At 44.7% G+C, this 19,626-nt stretch carries 16 protein-coding genes and 1 pseudogene; all 17 read left to right on the top strand.

Features of this window, described 5'->3' with window-relative positions; all coding sequences use genetic code 11:
* Positions 1–6 precede the first annotated feature (6 nt).
* Positions 7–297 (top strand): hypothetical protein, encoded by a 291-nt coding sequence (locus PR683_RS18560; protein ID WP_094962763.1) that lies wholly within the window; start codon positions 7–9, stop codon positions 295–297.
* Entirely contained in the window at positions 294–833 is a 540-nt protein-coding gene (gene trbB / locus PR683_RS18565; protein ID WP_228367768.1) for a type-F conjugative transfer system pilin assembly thiol-disulfide isomerase TrbB, read from the top strand. The genes PR683_RS18560 and trbB overlap by 4 nt, the downstream gene beginning before the upstream one ends.
* Positions 834–845: 12 nt before the next feature.
* Positions 846–1,184, top strand: coding sequence for a hypothetical protein (locus tag PR683_RS18570; protein WP_228367769.1), 339 nt, complete (start codon positions 846–848; stop codon positions 1,182–1,184).
* Positions 1,181–1,576 carry a hypothetical protein gene (locus PR683_RS18575; RefSeq protein ID WP_228367770.1) on the top strand — a complete coding sequence of 132 codons (396 nt, stop codon included), beginning with the start codon at positions 1,181–1,183 and terminating at the stop codon, positions 1,574–1,576. Before PR683_RS18570 ends, PR683_RS18575 begins: the two co-directional genes overlap by 4 nt.
* Positions 1,577–1,771: 195 nt before the next feature.
* Positions 1,772–3,163 (top strand): conjugal transfer pilus assembly protein TraH, encoded by a 1,392-nt coding sequence (gene traH, locus PR683_RS18580; protein WP_228367771.1) that lies wholly within the window; start codon positions 1,772–1,774, stop codon positions 3,161–3,163.
* On the top strand, positions 3,163–6,042 hold the full coding sequence (gene traG / locus PR683_RS18585) for a conjugal transfer mating-pair stabilization protein TraG (protein ID WP_272581933.1): 2,880 nt from the start codon (positions 3,163–3,165) through the stop codon (positions 6,040–6,042). The genes traH and traG overlap by 1 nt, the downstream gene beginning before the upstream one ends.
* Before the next feature lie 13 nt (positions 6,043–6,055).
* Positions 6,056–6,598 carry a hypothetical protein gene (locus PR683_RS18590; RefSeq protein WP_228367773.1) on the top strand — a complete coding sequence of 181 codons (543 nt, stop codon included), beginning with the start codon at positions 6,056–6,058 and terminating at the stop codon, positions 6,596–6,598.
* Positions 6,579–7,226: a hypothetical protein gene (locus PR683_RS18595; protein WP_228367779.1), complete on the top strand. Its 648-nt coding sequence runs from the start codon at positions 6,579–6,581 to the stop codon at positions 7,224–7,226. Before PR683_RS18590 ends, PR683_RS18595 begins: the two co-directional genes overlap by 20 nt.
* A gap of 117 nt (positions 7,227–7,343) precedes the next feature.
* Positions 7,344–7,448: pseudogene (locus tag PR683_RS18600) on the top strand (hypothetical protein); the annotation flags it as partial.
* 56 nt (positions 7,449–7,504) lie between these two features.
* Complete coding sequence (locus PR683_RS18605; protein WP_228367775.1) at positions 7,505–7,897, top strand: hypothetical protein; 393 nt, start codon at positions 7,505–7,507, stop codon at positions 7,895–7,897.
* Positions 7,898–7,969: 72 nt separating this feature from the next.
* A complete protein-coding gene (traD, locus tag PR683_RS18610) occupies positions 7,970–10,189 on the top strand; it encodes a type IV conjugative transfer system coupling protein TraD (RefSeq protein ID WP_228367780.1) in 2,220 nt (739 codons plus the stop codon).
* Entirely contained in the window at positions 10,189–15,315 is a 5,127-nt protein-coding gene (gene traI, locus PR683_RS18615; RefSeq protein WP_228367781.1) for a conjugative transfer relaxase/helicase TraI, read from the top strand. Before traD ends, traI begins: the two co-directional genes overlap by 1 nt.
* Before the next feature lie 411 nt (positions 15,316–15,726).
* Positions 15,727–16,665, top strand: coding sequence for a RepA family replication protein (locus PR683_RS18620; protein WP_228367782.1), 939 nt, complete (start codon positions 15,727–15,729; stop codon positions 16,663–16,665).
* A 705-nt stretch (positions 16,666–17,370) separates the two neighbouring features.
* Positions 17,371–17,940 carry a ProQ/FINO family protein gene (locus PR683_RS18625; RefSeq protein ID WP_228367783.1) on the top strand — a complete coding sequence of 190 codons (570 nt, stop codon included), beginning with the start codon at positions 17,371–17,373 and terminating at the stop codon, positions 17,938–17,940.
* A complete protein-coding gene (locus tag PR683_RS20340) occupies positions 17,937–18,170 on the top strand; it encodes a DUF2913 family protein (RefSeq protein ID WP_306804324.1) in 234 nt (77 codons plus the stop codon). The genes PR683_RS18625 and PR683_RS20340 overlap by 4 nt, the downstream gene beginning before the upstream one ends.
* A 9-nt stretch (positions 18,171–18,179) precedes the next feature.
* The gene (locus PR683_RS20345; protein ID WP_306804323.1) at positions 18,180–18,554 is read left to right on the top strand and encodes a hypothetical protein; all 375 of its coding nucleotides are present in this window, start codon (positions 18,180–18,182) and stop codon (positions 18,552–18,554) included.
* Positions 18,555–18,802: 248 nt separating this feature from the next.
* Positions 18,803–19,626: Rpn family recombination-promoting nuclease/putative transposase (locus PR683_RS18635; protein ID WP_272581934.1), on the top strand; the 824-nt coding region annotated here is incomplete at its 3' end.

The raw sequence follows: 19,626 nt of genomic DNA on the forward strand, positions 1-19,626 counted from the left end.
AATAAAATGATGGAAAGAACCTTAAAAGCTCGATTAATTGAGAATGCGTTATTGTATGTCGGCATTGCGCTCATGGTAGCGGCCGTGGTGTTTTGGGGCTTAATTGAAGTGTTACTGAAGGTGCGTAAAGCCAGTATCACTGACGATTTACTGTTAACTCTTCAATGGGTACAAGATATGGGCACGGTCTTTATCTTTGCCGTCGGGGCTGCGGTGGGTGTGGCCGGCTTTTTGTATGCGGCTGTTCGTGCCTGGCAAGCCTTTCAGGGCGGAGGAAATAAGGAGAAACACCCATGAGAGCGTTACTTTTTTCCTTTTTGCTGTTTAGTTTCAGTGCGGCTCAGGCGAGTGTGATGGATGAAATTGCCGCGCTAGAATCTCATAAAACGGGAGGGAACGCCCAGTCCAACATGAGCACTGAAACTTTCAAGCCAGAAACGATTGTTCCTGCCAAACCGCCAGTCAAACCGTATTCGTTACCCAATGGCAAAGTGGTGAATTTGAATGATTATACGTTGGTGCTCTTTATGCAGTCGAGTTGCCCGTATTGTCATCAATTTGACCCACAACTTGCGTTGTTATCTGCACAAACGGGATTAAGTGTATTCCCGTATACCCTCGATGGGAAAGGGGATATGGCATTTCCGAATGCCATTCCTGCACCTCCTGAGGTTGTGCAGTCTTTTTTTGGGGCTGGGTTACAAGTCATTACGCCCACCGTTTTTTTGGTGGACGTGAATACCTTAAGAACCTATCCCCTTTTGCAAGGGCTGACCGATATGCAAGATGTGATGAACCGTGTTAACAGCAACTTAATGTTAGCCACACAATAAAAAGGTATAGGGATGAAAACAGAAATAACCAGTGAATCGAAAACGCGACATCAAAAATTAACAGACCAAAGTTTTCATAACAGTCTACTTAATTTTATCGGTTATCTCTCGGCGGGAACTGCGTTATGGATATTGATGCAATGGCAGTTTGTGTTTGTATTTCCTAATAATGCCGATGTTCTGGATGAACACTTAAGGTTTAAAGATCTTTGGAATGTGGTCATGTACGTTGTTCCCTATTGTTTTTGGGGGATGGCAATCAAAAACGTTTCGATTCTAGTCATCACAACATTGAATATCTGTTATTCAGAGTTTCAGTTGTATCTCTTGAAAAGGAAGCGAACCAAATGAAAAAGCGGGATTATCAGACCATAGACACGCGGATTGAGCTATTGGTGAAAACCTTCAACCAATGTGGTTTTAGCACCTATGCCTCATGCCAAGGGCATGGTTACCCCGTTGATTATCGGAAACCCTATATTGCGTTTGTGTCTACAACGGAGCACGCAGGGCGTCTTGAACGACTTTTGCGGGAGGATATGGAATCTCTATTACCCAAGCTTAAATGGGGCTGGATGATTGAGGGAAGATTTAATGATACCTATCAATTGTGTTTTTCACTGAGGCTTTGTGGGCATCGTCGAGGGTATTATCGCTATTGGCGGCCTTCTATCAATCATGACTTTGCGGTTATCGAGAAAATGCTCATCAGTGAGTTTGGTTCTCATTCTTCAATTGAATAACGCTATTGCGTTCGTTATCTCCCTTTAATCTCACTTTACTTTTTAATGCCGACACGCAATAGCTTGCGGGTGATGGCTCTCAATAAGGTTTACCCATAATGAATAATTTAATTAACCCTATTCCTTACCGGAATAGTGGGATAAACCCTGTCTGTTCAGCGTGTAGGTATGTTGCTATTCAATCAGGAGGACTCCATGCGTAAAAGACTCATCGCCGCGCTGTGTTCGGCATTATTCAGTCACACGGTAGCGGTTGCCAATGTGAATGGTGACATGAATAACTTTTTCAATAAACTGGGGTTTGAAGGGAATGCGACCGAAGCCCGCGCATGGGAAGGTCAGGCCGCAGGCTATGCCACGGGCGGCAACTTATTTATTCGCAATCAAGTCAAACAGCTGCAAATCGCCTCATTTACCCCGCCAAATATCAATGCGGGGTGTGGGGGAATCGATGCGTATTTGGGGTCGTTCTCTTATATCAACGGTGAGCAGCTTCAGCAGTTTGTAAAACAGTTAATGCAAAACTCCACCGGTTATTTCTTTGATTTGGCGTTGCAAACCACGGTGCCCGAATTGAAATCTGCCAAAGACTTCTTACAAAACATGATATCCGGTATTAACAGTATGAATATTTCTTCCTGCCAAGCTGCACAAGGTATTGTGGGCGGTTTATGGCCAACCAATACCGTCCAGTCGCAAAAAATCTGCCAAGATATCGCAGGGCAAACCAATATGTTTGCGGACTGGGCTGCGTCCCGTCAAGGTTGTACCGTCGGGGGGAAAATGAATGATGCGTTTAATCGTGCCCCTGAAAATATGAAAGACCAAATCATCCAAAATAAAAACCTGATGTGGGAAGTGCTTAACAGCAACAAAATGTTGGATGGCGATAACGAGCTCAAAGAGCTGATTATGAACCTCACTGGCACGTTGATTTTTGGCAAAGACAATGGCGATGTGACCACGACTGTTCCCAAAGTGAACCGCCAGGAATTAATTAAAGCATTAATGTACGGCGGCACTATCAGTATCGAAGGGTGTGTCTCCGTGAACGGTTGTCTCCAGCTGAAGAAAAAAACTATTACTATCAGTAAAGACAATGGATTGAATTCATTGGTTAAAAAAATCATTCAGCAAATTCAAGGCAAATTGAAAGATGACATCGCCTTAACCCTGGGTGAGAAAGGATTTATCCAAAGTACGTCGGTGCCTATTTTGAAATATTTGGTTGACCCGATGCAACTCAATATCAATGTGTCCATCTTGCCCGCACTGTCCGATTATATTGCGTATGACATTTTACTTCAGTACCTGCTTGAGCTGATTGACCAAGCCAAAATTGCCTTGGGAAACCGTAACTTTCCCGAACAGCCGTTGGATGTGTTGCGTAAAAATGTCGCCGAGGCCAGCCGTCAATTGGAAGACTTACAACGTCAGGTTGAAGTAAAAGCCAATGTGTTGATGGAAATGGAACGGCAGATGAGTTACTTGCGTCAGCAGACGTCCAGTCAACTCCAAGAGCGTTACCAGCGTAATTATCATTTCAATATGTTTACTCCAGAACAAAAATCAAATCAGGGAGGGTGATGAAGATGGCGTCTATCGATACGGTCTATGTCTTGGGCGGTGGTGAATACATGATGCAGGTTTTCAATGGCGTCGCGGCGATTGTGGGCTCTTCATCGTGGGAATCCATGTTCCGCATTGCGTTGCTGATTTCTGCTGCTTCCTTCTTTGTGGTGTACCTGCGAGGGCATGACCCGAAGGAGGTTATCAAGTTTGCCGCTTACATTATTTTGGTTTCCAGTGTACTCCTTGGGCCTAAGCGTTCTGTTCAGATAATAGACCGAACCGACCCCACGGGGGTTTATCTTGTCGATAATGTCCCGCTCGGGTTAGCTGCACCTGCGCATATGATTAGCTCGATTGGTACGAGTTTAACGGAGCTGTATGAGTCCATTTTCCATATGCCAGACTCTTTAAGTTACAGTAAAACAGGCATGTTATTTGGGGCAAATTTGGTGGGAAATGTCAGTGATGTTATGTCGACAGATGGGGATATTGCTGAATTAATGAGCCTATACACTAAAAATTGTGTTATTGGCGATATCTTAATTAATCACAAATACTCCTTTCAAGAGCTGATGAATACCCGAGACCCGTATCTTCTTATTTTCCAGAAGCCGAGCCCTTTACGAGGCGTCATGGTTCCCGAGGGAAATAAAAAAGCACAACCCGCCGGATTTTGGACATGTGAAGACTTGGCCAAACGCGTGTTAATGCCTGCGATTGGGGCCGATACTCAAACGGGGGGCGAAACGTGGGCTTATACGGTCAGGCGTATCTTTGGTGGGCGCTCTGATGCGAACGTATTATTTAGTGGCATGCTTGGGGACAGTTACAATTACTACTACTCAGGCAGTGAAACGGCCAGTCAGTTAATGCGAAACTCCGTAGTGATGAATGCGCTTAAACAAGGCATAGGCGGGTACAGTGCGCAAAGTGGTGATACGGCCAGTTTAGTCAACTTAGCGTCCACATCATCGTATAACAAAATGCGGCTCTCATGGGCCACATCAACAACGGTAGGAACCTCATTTACCCCATTGTTGTATACCATTTTGTTTTCATTAATTGTCGCATTGTTCCCCATTTTTATTCTACTGATGACGGTCCATGCACTGACGACTCGCATGTTATTTAACTACATCATGTCGATTATTTATCTGCAATCCTGGGCACCGATGTTCGCCATACTCAACCATGCAACGAGTTTTTATTTGCGGGGGCAAACCAATGGATTGGACTTTAACCTAGCGAACCAGGCTCATATTCAGCAAATCCACAGTGATATCGGGTTAATTGCGGGGTGGTTAACCTTGTCTATTCCGTTTATAGCCATGGCGATAGTGAAAGGTTTAGGGCCAGCAGTGGCACAGGCTGGGAACTATCTCGGTACGTCCATTAACAGTTCAGCTTCAGCAAGTTCATCGCAAGCGGCAGATGGAACGTGGGCGTTTAATAATATGCAGACCGACAATGCGGCAGGCAATAAGTGGGATACCAACTCGAGTTTCCGTGATGGCCAAATGACACGACAACTCGCCAGCGGTGCCATGAATACGGTGACCAGTGGTGGTCAAGAAATTATGGATACGAGTGGTGCCATGTCTCGCTTACCTGTTTCCATTAAAGGCAGTGAGGCGATGGTGAGTTCGTTACAGCAAAGTGCGAAAAATGCACAGGCAACAGCAGCACAATCAATGAGTGCTTTCCAAAGTTCGGTCAATGTGGCAACCAATCAAATGGCACAATTTAGTAAAAACTTTGGTAACAGTGCAACGGTGTCATCCATGACGGATACAGGCATCAGTAGTAATGAAAGCGAAGGTTACAGAAAAATTAAAAACGCGGTAGATTCTCAGCGAAAAGCGGATAACAGTACGACTGAAGATGCTCTCACTAAGCTAATTAGTAATAGTTTCGATAAATCGAAAACTATTGGAGGTAAAGGTGAGGCTGGATTTAGTTTTGGCCCATTTGGTGGAACTAATGCATATATCGATGGAAATACTAAAGATACCGATAGTAAAAATAGTGGTACTCAAGAACGTGATTCACGTCATCAAGATGCGGGCAGTGAAGAAAGTGCTCAACGGACACGGGAATTTCATGAAGGGCTTGAATTACTGAAAAACAGTAAATTGTCAGACGGCACAAATCGTCACGATAATGAAGCCAGCTCGGAAATTAGTCAACTCAGTGCAACGCTGAACGCGGCCAAAAACCAATATGAGCAATATTCTCGTAGTACGACGGAGAGCCAAGAGTACAGTGATATGGCCAGTTATGTGACGAATAACAGCGCGCAGATTGACAGTAACTTAGACCAAGAGTTTGCTAATTATGTACGGAAAGCCGCACCAAGTCGCGTTGATGCAATTTTAAGTAATACGAGTGATTTGTCGATTGCACGAGAACGTGAAGCATTAGCAAAAGATTTTATTAATGACAGATTGCTTCCAAATGTTAAAAATGATTATGTGCAAAATAGGGCTGGTGTGGTTGCAATGGATAAAACGGCATCAGGAGAAAATAACCCATCAGGAGGAAGTTTAGTGGCTGAATATGATGGTCATGTGCAGAATGTTAATACGCTCAGTCAGAATGCGGGAATAAAACATGACACTGCTCATAAAGTCACCGAAAAAGAAAAGGAATATCAAAGTAAAATTGGTACAGTAAAAGGAATAATATACCAAGAATCATCGGAAATTCAACAACGTCATGATGAACTCAAATTAAATCATCAAGAAAAAATACAAGAGCATGAAGTTAAAATAGAAAAAGAAAGGGAAAAACAAATGGATGCAGGATTAATTACTGATACTAGACGAGTAGAAAAAACACCAGACTCTAATGGATTTATAAGTCAAGATGATTATTATAAAAAGAACAGTGATTAAGTGTGGTGTAAGTATGAAAAAATATCTTTTAATAAAGATTTTTATGGTTTTTGCTATAAATATTTTATTTCTATTAAAATACCATAATGATGGAAATCTCATTTTGATAAGTAGCCTTGTTACGAATATTATTTTGTTTTTTACTATTTGTTTTTTATATAAAAACAGTAGTTTTCTATTGTTCTTGAAACGGTATTTCGGTGCATCTTCTTTATTTTTAATAATAGGGGGTATATTTGTTAGTATATATTATGAGGAGAAAAGTAATGATGTTGGAACATTAATCATATTACTAACATTAAATGATATTGCTTTTTTACTATATTTCTTTACTTACAATTTCCTGTGTAAAAAAATTAATCACCAGAAAACAGATGAAATAATAAAAGAATTGAAGAAAGATATTAAGTTTAATAATTTTTCATTTAATTTTCATCACTATAGATTAAAAAGTAACTATTCTGATTCAAATGGATATAATCCATCCTCGGGTTTACCTATGGCGAATAGTGGTTTTGACGTTGGCGGGAATGCTTATGGTTCTTATCATCGATAGTAGAGGGAAGCTAGTGACGCATGTAAAAAAAATGATGTTATTTTTATTTTGTATAATTTTGCAAGGATGTATAACAACAGAAGTCTCAGAATCAGACATGGCTAAGTATAAGGGTAAGCATGTAAGTGATTTTTTATCTGATCAACGATTCTATAATATCCATGATAAAAAATATAATATATTTACGGGGAGAGGGGCATCTCGAAAATATTTTCTTTATAGTCCTGCTCTTTATGTTGAGGAACAGGTAAAAGCACCTTCTATAAACGTGCAGAGATTATGTAAAGAAAATGGGGGGGAATGGACAATGATAAAATATAATGGTAGCACTGTTTTTGAGTCAGAGATGAAGGCTAACAAAGAAGTTAATAATATGGCGTTATATGCTGTTTTTAATGAATTTAAGTATTTCAATGATTCATATATTAACTATCAAAAGCAAGGCACTACATATAGATATCAAAGTGAGACATTACACTCATATATTAAAAAGAATTACTTTTATAATGAATTTATATGCAATGTAGAAGGCCAGGAACAATGGTCTTTATCCATTATACCTGTTGCAATAGATAAAGATAGCTCAGATATCGATCAGCTATGGATACTTATGATAGTAAATGACTAGTTATATATTTATTTTTTAATCCTAACACGCATAATTTATGAGAGGTCTATTCCAATAAATAGTAATTTTTAAGGGGAATAGTCTGTCTCGTATCAAGGAAAAAGTGCAAAAGTTTGTGTTGAGTGCGGCGAGAATATTCTGCTTGCACGCAGAATCGCCTTACCCCGTGTGGGGCATTGTGTTAATTGTATCGAGCGCCAAGAGTGCTCTCGCTTAAGATAACGACGTTTTTTAAAACCCTACCTACGTTTTATATCGAATACTAATTTGAGGTTGTCATGAATAAATCAACACTGAATAAAGTGGGGATCGCTTTGTCATTATTTTTACTTTCTTATGCTTCTTGTTTATCGGCATTAAATAATAATGATACATATATTCCAAAATACACTGATTTTATTTTAGAGTGCAGTGATTATATTGTCGGTGATAAACACCCCAATAATACAACGGAACAAAACCTACCCATTTATTTAAGTTACCACCAAATCTCGGAGTCGACGGGTCGTCAAATAACAGAAGAACTGATGAAATTAAAACGTTTTTTACCAAAATTGAATTTACCCGCTTTTCTGAATGGTCGTGATCGTGAATATGCGATTACATTTTGTGCGGTTGTGACACATGATAAAATAAAATCGTTAGAAAAATCACTCAGTATTAAAAAATAACCCCTTTCTTATATCTCATATTTAGGGTGCTAGCTTCCCTATATTCTCTTTATTTGACAGAGTGATCTTATTATGAGTTCAACCAAGCATATTACACAGGGTGGACAAGTCTTTAGCTATATGCTCGGCATGTTCATGCAGGTAAATAAACGGATTTCGTTTTGGCTCGTTAATTTTTATTTAATTCTATTACCCTTAATTTTTTATTTAAAAGTCCCTCTACAAGAAATTAAAAATGGCGGTCTGTATTGGTGGCTGTATTTCACATCAGCGGGCGAGAAAGCCTTATATCGAGTTCCGCCTCTTTATGATGTGCATTTTGATGGCCAACTCTTTCGATTTACGTCGGCCAATATTTTAAATGATCCCTACATGATGTATGCAGGCGATATCTTTCTACAAGAACTCTGGCTCTCTTTTGTGTGGGCCTCCGTGTTTGTCGGCATTCTCGCCTTTGTTATTTACCGTTTTTTGCATCGTTTAGGTCAGCGTCAAGCCAAAGACGATGTGATTGGAGGACGGACATTAACTGAAGATATTAAGCTTGTCCGTAATATGCTTCATGCTCGCCGTGAAGCCTCCCCGATTACCTTTGATGGGCTCCCGTTAAAACTCAACAGTGAAGTGCAAAACATGTTGATGCACGGTACACCAGGGTCAGGAAAATCCAATGCGATGAATAAGCTGCTTATTCAATTACGGCAGCGAGGCGATATGGTGATTGTATTCGATAAGGGCTGTTCTTTGGTCAAAAAGCACTATAACGAAAACATCGATAAATTGCTCAATCCATTAGACGAACGTTGTGAAAATTGGGATTTGTGGCGAGAGTGTCTCACAACACCCGATTTTGACAGCATGGCGAATACGCTTATTCCCCAAAGTACGTCAGAAGACCCGTTTTGGACAGGCTCGGCGCGCACTATCTTTACCGCCGTGTCGGCTAAACTCGGCTCTGATGATAAACGCAGTTATAACAAGTTATTACGGACTTTATTGGCCATTGACCTCAAAACGTTACGTGCTTATGTGGCGGGGACGGAAGCCAGTAACTTGATAGAAGAGAAAGTTGAAAAAACCGCGATTTCAATCCGCGGTGTTCTGACTAACTACGTCAAAGCATTACGCTACTTGCAGGGGATTGAGCGCAACGGTAAAGCGCCATTTGCGATCCGTGAATGGATGAAAACTGTCAATGAGAAAAAGGCGCGTCACGGCTGGTTGTGGATCACCAGTAATGCCCGTCAACATGAATCCTTAAAACCGTTAATTTCCATGTGGTTAGCACAGGCCGCCAACTGTTTGCTGGAGATGGGGGAAAATCCGGAGCGTCGTGTGTGGTTTATCTACGATGAATTAGCCTCACTGCATAAACTCCCTGAATTACCGCAAGTATTGTCTGAAGCCCGTAAGTTTGGCGGATGTTTCACGCTTGGTTTTCAAAATAAACCGCAGCTGGACTATACCTACGGCCGAGATTATGCCGATGCGATGATGGATTTACTCAATACCCGTTTTTTCTTTCGTTCACCGGATGAAAATGTGGCGAAGTGGGTACGTGACCAGCTCGGGCAAGAACGGATCAAACGGTTCAGTGAGCAATACAGTTACGGTAAAGAGACAGTACGTGATGGGGTTTCGTTTAATAAACAGCAAGAAGACAGCGATTTAGTTAACTACTCCGATGTGCAATCGCTACCGGATTTGACGTGTTATATCACCTTACCCGGCCAATATCCTGTTGTTAAACATGCAATGCGCTACGAAAAAATCAAACCCGTTGCGGCCGAATTCACGGCTCGTGCGATTAATGACAGCTTAGACCAAGAGATTGAAGCTGAAATTAACGAGCGATTAAAAATGGGTGCTATCCCTGACGGTGTCAACCAGGTCATTGATAGCTTGATAAGCGGTCAGCCGATTGAATTGCCTGTTGAGACCACACCTAATAATACCGTTACAGACGTTGCTCAACCTCAACCTATCGTTCAACCAACACCGAATTCAACGACGTCCAAAAACAGTCAGATAGCAACGGGAACCGCATCATCCGAAAACCTAACGGAAAGCCAAGGGGGGCGAGAAGTGGTTGTTGATAATTTGCGCGTCAACACCGATACGGGTGAAGTGTTGGGGGCGACCTCAGAGCACGAAGAAAACCCACAAGACCTGTATGACAGCTATACACGCATGCGGCAAGAAGAAAAGGAAATTTTGGGTGATCCTCATGCAAATCATTCGAGTTCTTCACAAGAGTTTGAACATGATGATCCTAATTGGGAGAAATGGTGATGCTGACTGTTGCACCGATTGCCAATAATGCGGCAAATTATTATACCCATGAAGACAATTATTATTTTCTCGGCAACCTTGAAGCTCGCTGGATGGGGGAAGGGGCTAAATCACTGGGATTAGAGGGGGAGGTCACCAAAGAGCAACTTGGTGAAATCCTGGAGGGGCGTTTACCCAATGGGCAAAGTCTTGAACGCATGGAAAACGGTAAAAATGTGCACCGTGAAGGGCATGATTTAACCTTTTCCGCGCCTAAGAGTGTTTCTGTATTAGGGCTAGTGCTGGGTGATAAGCGCATGATTGACGCGCATAATCATGCGGTCGAGGTCGCCCTGAAAGAGGTGGAGAGCCTCGCGTCAACGCGAGTGATGGTTGACGGCAAAACCTCACTTGAAATGACCAAAAGTCTGGTTGTTGCGGCATTTAACCATGATACGTCTCGCGAGCACGACCCCTTAGTCCATACCCATGCGCTGGTGATGAACGTGACCGAACACAATGGCGAGTGGCGCACCTTATCCAGTGATACACAACAAAAAAGCGGCTTCAGTGAAGCGGTTTATGCCTTACAAGTGTCATTAGGGCAAATTTACCGCCATGCTTTACGTGAGCGTGTAGAAAGCTTTGGCATGCAAACCCATGAAACAGGCAAGAATGGATTATGGGAGATTGTGGGTGTGCCGGTTGTGCCTTTTTCGCAGCGACATTACCAAATCATGGATGCCGTCGGGCATGAAGCCTCACTGAAATCCCGTGATGTGGCAGCCCTTGATACCCGTCAAGCGAAAACTACCCCTGAAAAAAGTGAGTTGTTGACCGACTGGTTTGACCGTTTGGAGAAAAATGGTTTTGGCTCTGAAGAACGTAAAGCATTTTATGCCGAAGCGGAGCAGCGCCTTGCTAAAGGGGAGATGGGGGATACCTCTCGGGAGATACAGCCCGATATTACCCGTGCTGTCACTGATGCGATTGCGTTACTCAGTGATAAGCAGCTTAGTATGACCTACAGCCAAGTATTGGCTAAAACGCTTGGGGGATTGGAAGCCCGTGCAGGCATGGTAGCGCAGGTGCGTGAAGCGATTGATGTGGCGATTGAACAGCGTCAACTTATCCCACTGGATGAGAAAAAAGGGCTGTTTACCTCGTCTATTCATTTAATGGACGAGCTTAAGCTGCAACAAATTGCCACTGACATGAAGCAACATAACCGCACGGTCAGTTTTCAGGCGCGGACAGAAACCCTCAGCCCAGTGATGGAAAAAGTGGCGGACACCTTACCCAATATTGCGATTATCGCCAGTCAAGGACTCGGTAAAGCGCAGCGAGACGGGGTATTAGACGGTGTCACGATGGCGCAATCACAAGGGCGTGACGTGGCGGTAATGACGCTCGATGCGACCAGTGGTAAAGCGTTTGCCAATGATAATCGTTTTGCCACTGTGCCAAAAATGACCCTAGGTGATGGTCAACTGCTTAAACCCAACAGTACCTTAGTAGTTGCCAATGCCGAAAAACTGTCATTGAAATCGGCCTTATCCTTACTTGAAAGCGCCCAATCTGCCAATGTGCAAGTGCTCATGATGGACAGTGGCGGGCGTAAAGGCACGGGGAACGTGTTAGCCACCTTGCAAGATGCGGGGGTGCCACGCTTTCAGGGCGAGTCTTCCGCTGTCTTGACGGTGAAAACGGCACACATTCCCGATAAAAATCATCGTTATGCGGCACTGGCGGCGGAGTATGCACAGCTGCACAGCGACATGAAACCCGTGGTTGCGCAGGTCAGTGGCGTTCGGGAGCAAAAAATCGTTACTGACACCATTCGCCAAACGCTCACCGAGCGCGGCATGCTCAGTGAAAAAAAGGTGACGGTGACCCAGCTTAAACCCGTGTGGCTCGATAGCCATTCGCGCAAGCAAATCGACAGTTACCGTGAAGGCATGGTGATGGAGCGTTGGAATGCGGATAGAAAAGAGGTTGAACGCTACACTATTGACCGAGTGACACCTGAAACCCGTTCCGTCACCTTGCTTGACAGCCAAGGGCAAAAACAGGTGATGAAACCTCAACAGTTTGATGGTCAGTGGAGTGCGTATCAGCGTCAAACGATGGACATTGCTCAAGGTGAGCAGTTAACGATATTGGCGAAGCAGAACAAACTCTCCGCACGTGACAGGATCACGGTATCGGGATTTATGTCAAACGCCATTATGGTCAATTTCAACGGAAAGACGCACCGTATTGATGTGCGGGATGGCGTAAAAGCGGACTACGGTTATGTTACCGCGCCAGGGCAACAGGTTAATGATACGGGCACGGTGTTATTGGCCGCGTCTGCACGTGATACACAGCCCACTTTACTTAATACGGCTGCACGCAGTGGTGAACATATTACCGTGTATACGCCACTGGATAAGATGGAAACTGAACGTCGTTTATCGCGTTCGCCTGTCTATCAGCAAGCGCGACAGTTAGCGGGGGTTGAAGGATTAGACGGCAAAGCCATTGAACAAGCGGCCGATAAAGCCACGGAAGCGTTATTGTCTAAGCCCGAAAAAGCCCTGCAACAAGGCATGGCGTTAGCGCAAGAGAGTCAGGTTTTTTTCTCGCGCATCGATGCGATTGCCAAAGCGTTACCATTACACAACTCGCTGGACAGTCAATCGCTGGGGAAAGCCTTTGACCGTTTAGTCGCCCAAAAAGCCATCATCCCCGTGACCAGTGGTAAAGGGGCAGCCCAACAACATTACGTGACCGCCAGTACGTGGGAGATGGAAAAGCAAATCCTGACCACCATTTTAGCGGGTAAAGGGACGCAAAACCCGCTAATGGAATCTGTACCCGATGTCGTACTAGCGGGGTTAACTGAGGGGCAAAAGGCAGCGACCACATTGATTTTAACCACGCGTGACCAATTTGTTGGTATACAAGGCTATGCCGGGGTGGGGAAAACGACCCAGCTGAAAGCCGTTCTTAAGGCTCTGGACACACTCCCTGCGGCGCAGCGACCGGAAGTGATAGGCCTTGCACCCACGCACAGAGCTGTCGGCGAAATGGCGGCAGTCGACGTAAAAGCGCAAACCTTGCATGCCTTTTTGATGGATGCGAACCAACGCCAACAGCAAGGGGAGGTACTGGATTTTAAAAACACCCTCTTTTTAGTCGACGAAGGTTCGATGGTCGGTAACAAAATTATGACTGAGGTATTAGACGTGATTGGCCGAGGTGGCGGGCGAGCGCCTATTTCAGGGGATAGGGCGCAGCTATTGTCGGTGGACAGTGGTACACCGTTTTCCCTCGCGCAAGACCGTTCAACGCTGACGACTGCGGTTGTGAACGAAATTGTGCGACAAAGACCCGAGCTTCGTCCTGCCATTGAAGCCATCATAGCCGGTAATATTCAAACAGCGATGGATACGATGAACAGCGTAACACCGGGTGTGGTTCCCCGTCGAGCAGGGACAGAATTACCCGAACAGTCAGTGATAAATTCAGGCGACAAGGTCATCACACATATTTTCGATGACTATCGCGGGCGAACGGCTGAAGCCCAAAAAGAGACACTGATTGTGGTGCAAACCAACCGCGATAAAGATGAGCTTAATCGCGGTATTCATCAAATCTTAGTCGAGCAAGGACAATTACAAGGGGGAAAAGACGTCCCGATATTGGTGCGTGAAAGTACGCGCACAGAATCTTTGCTATCAACGGCAGGACTGGCAAAACATGCTGGCAAAATAGCGCTCATCCAAGAGCAGTACTATCGGATTGAAGTGACCCGAGAGGGCGTCAGTGATGGAGTTGTGACCCTGGTTGATGAACACGGCAAAGGGCATTTACTCTCGGCTTTTGAAAGTAGCTTGCGAGATATCGGTATTTACCGCCAAGAAACCCGTCATATCGCCGCAGGTGAAAAAATCAACTTTACTCGCACAGACAAAGAGCGCGGACGCGTGATGAACAGTGACTGGACGGTTAGCGAAGTGAATGACCACGGGCACATTACCATTACCAAGGGCGATGAATCTCGCGTGCTTGACCCGAATAGCGAATTAACAGACCAACATCTGGATTACGGTTATGCGGGCACAGCACACAAAGCGCAAGGGGCAAGTAGCCTGTATGTGATTGTCCTTGGGGGTGTCGAGTCAGGACGACGTATGCTGGCCACCTTGCGGGATGCGTATGTGGCTTTATCTCGGACTAAAGCGCACGTGCAAACCTACAGTGATGACTTGGATAAATGGACAAAAGCCATTGAGAATCCAGGGGATCGGAAGACCGCCCACGATGTGTTGTTGGCTGAACAAGACCGCGTCGCTAAAGTGGGTAATCAACTGTTTGACCATGCGAAACCCCTTAATGATACGGCGATTGGTCGCGCATTAAGCCGCCAAATGGGGTTGGGGGAGTCACACGAAGGAAAATTTGTTTACCCGTCCACCAAGCACCCCGAACCGCATGTCGCGTGGCCTGCTTTTAATGAACACGGCAAAGCCCAAGGTACGGTATTACAAGCCATTGAACTCGACGGGGATAAATTGCAGGGGCTTCGCGCTGAAGGGCGTTTACTGGGGAGCGAGCAGGCACAATTTATTGTTGTGAAACCCAGTCAAAACGGGCAAACCGTGATTGTGAACAGTCTAGAATCCGCTTTTGAGACGATGGCACAGCAACCCGAGCAGGGTGTGGTGGTGCAGCTCAATCCCGATGAACGTTTACACACGGCCATGATTGAGAAAATCACGCAAGGGGAAGTGGATAACGCCTATGCAAACCCAAATGCCACGCAAACCGATAAAGCGGACGGTGACCCGAAAAACCTGCAAACCCCCGAGGAACAGGCGATTGATAAAGCCTTAAAAGAGGCTGAAGCTGCCCTACGTCAGCAAGCAAACAGCGAGCCTAAAGTGCCAGAACTGAGTGAGGACGAACTGCGGCATGTGATGGCGCAAGAGCGTGATAGCTTGCTGAAAGGGGAACATGACTTAATGGAGGCGAAAGAGCGAGTCATTGAAAAGGCCGTTCAGCTTGAGCGTGAACATCAGCAACAACAACGAGACGTTTTGCGCCAACAAGAACGTGAAATGGTGATGGAAAAATCCCGAGACCGTGAATTTGGTGACTAGCGCCCTGTTATTTTAGTTTTAACCCGCATTGTCGGCGATTTCCGCCAGTTTCTTTTAGTTTTCTCTCGCGTCGAACCTCAAGTTTTATTACAAATTTTGTGAATAAATCGCGTCTATATCGTGAAGACGTTGCTTGAATGCGTATAGAGTGCTAAATTAGCCGACAATTGATGTGAATTTTGTGGTAGCCACGCCGAAAGGTGGCAAAAGATGGGATGTAACACACAAACATGTGCTGTGAACCTAAATAGAAAACCCCTGTAATCTTCTTCAATCTTGGCGGGTCGAGGAAAGATTATCAGGGGTCATCAGAGCAATTCCGCTAGGTGGAATGTTGAACTCCTAGCGGGGAGTATAGAATTATGCGCAAAAAAATTCAACTCCTTCCGTACAACATAAGTGCGGAGAGACATGTCTAATGGGATCTCAATTCCTGCAGTTCCTTGTTCCATCGGTAAAATTCATCGGCATTATGCGCCAAAATTTTTAGGGCAATTACCGAAATTAGTGCCTGTGCGTCGCTTTGCGGCCGCATTAAAGCGTCACGATTGGAACCGCAATCCCCATATTTACCAACTGCGCTACAGCCGAAAGCAGCGGATATCGGTGCGTTCTGAGCGCCGGGAAACCTTTGATGCGTTAGCGATGGCCATGATCGCCTATGCGGATTACAACCCCGAAAGTGACACGTTGTTTGAAGTGATGTGTTCAGTCGAGAAGTTGGCGGAGTTGTGTGGCCAACTGTATCGCTATGACAGTGGTCGTAAAAGTTATGACCCCATCCTCCATGCTTTGCGCGATTGGGAACAAGCCAACCTGATTATCATTGATCGCGATTTTGATATTGAGGCGAAGCAATACAAAGCGATGCGGATTTGGATACGTCCAGAGTTTTTTCACGGCCTTGGCTTTTCGAAACAGGAATTGCGTGACGTGGTGGCCAGTTTCAGTCGTTGGATGGAAAAGCAAGGGCTAAAAGAGAGTTATCAAAAACGGTACGTGCAGCATGTATTGCGCCTCGCGCGTGCGAATGTTGCCTCCCTCGATAACAAACACAAGCTTCGCAATTTACTCAACAAACTCAAAACGTTGGTGATTGGTGAAGATGAAGCCCTGAAACAAGAGAAAAAACATTTAGCCAAGGTATTGAAGGAAAAGAAAGCGTTAGCCAAAAGTTTGGAAGCGCCAGAAAGCGCTGAACATGCCGCTTGGCGTCGCTTTGAAGCCTGGAAGGTGACACAGCCTATTGCGGCCGTCATGGCCTTTGAGCAGAAAATGAAAGCCTTGTATCCGAGTGTTCAAGGGCAGGCTATTTACCTGCATTATCTGGAACACTTACCCGACTCCTAATTCATCCCCCCTAAATTTACCGCCTTGACTGGCGGTGGTTTCGTTCGCTCTAAATCTGGATAGCGTATTTTTTAAACAGAAAATTCGGTGATCCAACCTCTCTATTCATCTCGACGATGACACCTTGACTATTTTCGTTGGATATTTGCCCCATTAACTTCGAATGGGTTTATTCTCTGCAATTAACTTCGAATCCGTTTGGGGTTTTAAGATTAAATTCGTTTTTAGGTTCTGAACTAAACGTCCTTTTTAATAAAAGGAGTTGCGGCTCTGTTTTTTCAAGCCGCACACTCTAAAGAGATAAACCCAATAAAGCCTTCGCTTACAAGCCATAAATGGCTGTCGCTCAGAATACGGTGTCAGCATCGTGCCATTGCCCCCGTAAAGCTGGCCTACGGCCACCTTAACGCGCAGCTACAGCCGTTCATCGAGGCGTTGCCTCTCGTCCGTCTCACTGCGTTTTTTAAAGAGTCAAATAAACAAAATAGAGGTGTTAATTTCAGTCGGCTCATCCAGGACAGGGGCCGGATTGGGCATTAAACAGCACGTAACCGCTGACGCGGGTCTCGACGGCCCTGACCTCATACTGTTTTCTGAAACACTTTTTGCCGTCTACAGCCCTTCGGGCGGGTGATTTTAGTGAAATTTCATGATAATCTGCTATTAATGCATTGATGATAAACACGATTTCGGTGTGAGGTTGGAATGGAACGCAAAACACTGACGTTAAAACGTCCGACGATAGAAAAAGAGTCGGAAAGTACCGAACTGGTTATTCAGCGTCGCCGTAAACAGGTGGTGGTCAATACACCGCGTAAACTCCATAAACCCGCCAAAACAGCGGCAACCCAGCCTCCTAAAAAAATGACAACTCCGCCTGCGAAAAAACAGAAAGCAGTTGTCATCCCGTTAGAAAAAAAAGTTATTCCGTCCACGCCGCCAAAAAAACATCTCCCCTTAGAGGAAGCTATCGCGAATCTCGCAGAATATTGGCCACAACTCTTTCCCAATGGACAACTTCGGCCGATGGCGGTAGGTACACGTGAAGCCTTGTTGGCGGATAAAAAGGTGCGTGAATTGCCGATTTCGTACAAAAAGCTAAAACGCAGCCTTGCGGCCATTAGCCATAGTGTCAAATACCGCACGACGATTATGCCTGGTGCGGTACGCTATGATAAAGACGGTCAACCGAACGGGACTGTCACGGAATCGGATGTCGCTGATACGTTAAAACGCATACAAAGACTCGCTAAACAACAATCACGATCCGCATGACAAAAACAATTCATTCCCCGATTTCTGTTGAAGAAAAAAATCTTTGGTTAGGTAAGTTAGCGTTTGCCGCTTTAGTCGCGCTCAAACTGGCGGAGTGGAATGGAAAAACCGCCCGAAATGCCCAGTCCGAAAATCTTTTCCTGCTTCGCTGGTTACAAACGGCCCTGAAACAAAAACGGTTTCACCGCTGCATCGTCCCTGATTTTGAATGGCTCATCCACCTTGGCTAACAACGGTTAATGACCTCAAAATTAAAATCACGGTTAGAATATTTATGGCGTTCGTGTTGTTGTGATATAGCCAGCCAAAGTGATTTTTTTCGCTTAACTTACGCGACTGAGATACTCAAAGATTTGGGATGGGATAGTGTGGTTATCAGTGATGAGCGTTGGCAAAAATTGATAAAGAAAAAGCCGATAGTCACCGCGATCCCCTCCTTCTATGTCACGCAATCGGCTTTAACCGTGGGGTTTAGTGATGAGGGGATACAGGTTAGCTCGGTGGATTTTTGGGTGCTGGGTGATAAAGCACAATTTAGTGAAGTCATCAAACAACACCATCTTCAGGGCGAATTTGATGACTCTTTACCGCGCTATCATTTATTACCGTTGTAGTTGGCGTCCCTCGTTTTCCTGTTTTTATCGATAAGAGGAAAGACAATGACTTGGGCTAAAACGCATTTAATTTTTTATTTATCGTCCATGATTTCGCTAATTCATTGAAATAAAGTCACTAAATGCACGGAGAGTGTGGACGAAAATGCAAATTAGACTTCACGTGAACATTGAAATCCGAAAAACAGACAGAAAATTAATTCTGCGTTATGATGCACATTCTTTAGTGAGGAGTGAGTAACCGAATAATGAAACCTAAGCATACGCCGACGGCACATGATGCGGCTTTTAAAGGGTTTATGACGCAGATTGATAGCGCAAAGGACTTTTTTGACATTCACCTGCCTGAGCACATCAAAGCGTTGTGTGATTTCAGCACATTGGCACTGACAAATTCCTCGTTTATCGATAAACAGCTACGCTCTCGATTATCCGATGTGCTTTATTCGGTGCAAACAACGGAAGGTGAAGGGTATATCTACCTTCTCGTCGAGCACCAGTCCACGCCCGATAAACTCATGGCCTGGAGACTCATGCACTATGCTTTCTTAGCCATGAACCAACATCTTCAGCAAGGGCATAAAACGTTACCGTTAGTCGTGCCGGTACTGTTTTATCACGGTGGTCGTTCACCCTACCCCTATTCTCAATTGTGGACCGATTGTTTTCCATTACCGGATATGGCTAATGAATTATATACCCAGCCGTTCCCGTTGGTTGATGTGACGGTGATTGATGATAACGAACTAGTTAATCATCGCAAGGTGGCTGTGATGGAGCTGGCGATGAAGCACAAATATTTGCGGGATGAATTTGACACGATTATCCCCTTATTGGCACAAGCACTCAATCAACAGTATAATGATGATAACGACATCGTCACTATCCTCAATTACCTGTTCATTGCACTGGACTCCCCCAACTTTGAACATATTGTCCAGCAATTGAGTGAACAGGCAGATAAACATCAGGAGGTTATTGTGAATATTGCACAACGCTTACAAGATAAAGGTCGTCAAGAAGGATTACAGCAAGGTATAGAGCTAGGTAGGCAAGAAGAACGACAACTTGC

Source organism: Providencia sp. PROV269, from assembly GCF_028477785.1.
Taxonomy (GTDB): domain Bacteria; phylum Pseudomonadota; class Gammaproteobacteria; order Enterobacterales; family Enterobacteriaceae; genus Providencia; species Providencia rettgeri.

Coding starts and splice junctions, on each gene's coding strand:
- PR683_RS18560 (WP_094962763.1), top strand. CDS start 7: ATGATGGAAAGAACCTTAAAAGCTCGATTAATTGAGAATGCGTTATTG.
- trbB (WP_228367768.1), top strand. CDS start 294: ATGAGAGCGTTACTTTTTTCCTTTTTGCTGTTTAGTTTCAGTGCGGCT.
- PR683_RS18570 (WP_228367769.1), top strand. CDS start 846: ATGAAAACAGAAATAACCAGTGAATCGAAAACGCGACATCAAAAATTA.
- PR683_RS18575 (WP_228367770.1), top strand. CDS start 1,181: ATGAAAAAGCGGGATTATCAGACCATAGACACGCGGATTGAGCTATTG.
- traH (WP_228367771.1), top strand. CDS start 1,772: ATGCGTAAAAGACTCATCGCCGCGCTGTGTTCGGCATTATTCAGTCAC.
- traG (WP_272581933.1), top strand. CDS start 3,163: ATGAAGATGGCGTCTATCGATACGGTCTATGTCTTGGGCGGTGGTGAA.
- PR683_RS18590 (WP_228367773.1), top strand. CDS start 6,056: ATGAAAAAATATCTTTTAATAAAGATTTTTATGGTTTTTGCTATAAAT.
- PR683_RS18595 (WP_228367779.1), top strand. CDS start 6,579: ATGGTTCTTATCATCGATAGTAGAGGGAAGCTAGTGACGCATGTAAAA.
- PR683_RS18605 (WP_228367775.1), top strand. CDS start 7,505: ATGAATAAATCAACACTGAATAAAGTGGGGATCGCTTTGTCATTATTT.
- traD (WP_228367780.1), top strand. CDS start 7,970: ATGAGTTCAACCAAGCATATTACACAGGGTGGACAAGTCTTTAGCTAT.
- traI (WP_228367781.1), top strand. CDS start 10,189: ATGCTGACTGTTGCACCGATTGCCAATAATGCGGCAAATTATTATACC.
- PR683_RS18620 (WP_228367782.1), top strand. CDS start 15,727: ATGTCTAATGGGATCTCAATTCCTGCAGTTCCTTGTTCCATCGGTAAA.
- PR683_RS18625 (WP_228367783.1), top strand. CDS start 17,371: ATGGAACGCAAAACACTGACGTTAAAACGTCCGACGATAGAAAAAGAG.
- PR683_RS20340 (WP_306804324.1), top strand. CDS start 17,937: ATGACAAAAACAATTCATTCCCCGATTTCTGTTGAAGAAAAAAATCTT.
- PR683_RS20345 (WP_306804323.1), top strand. CDS start 18,180: ATGACCTCAAAATTAAAATCACGGTTAGAATATTTATGGCGTTCGTGT.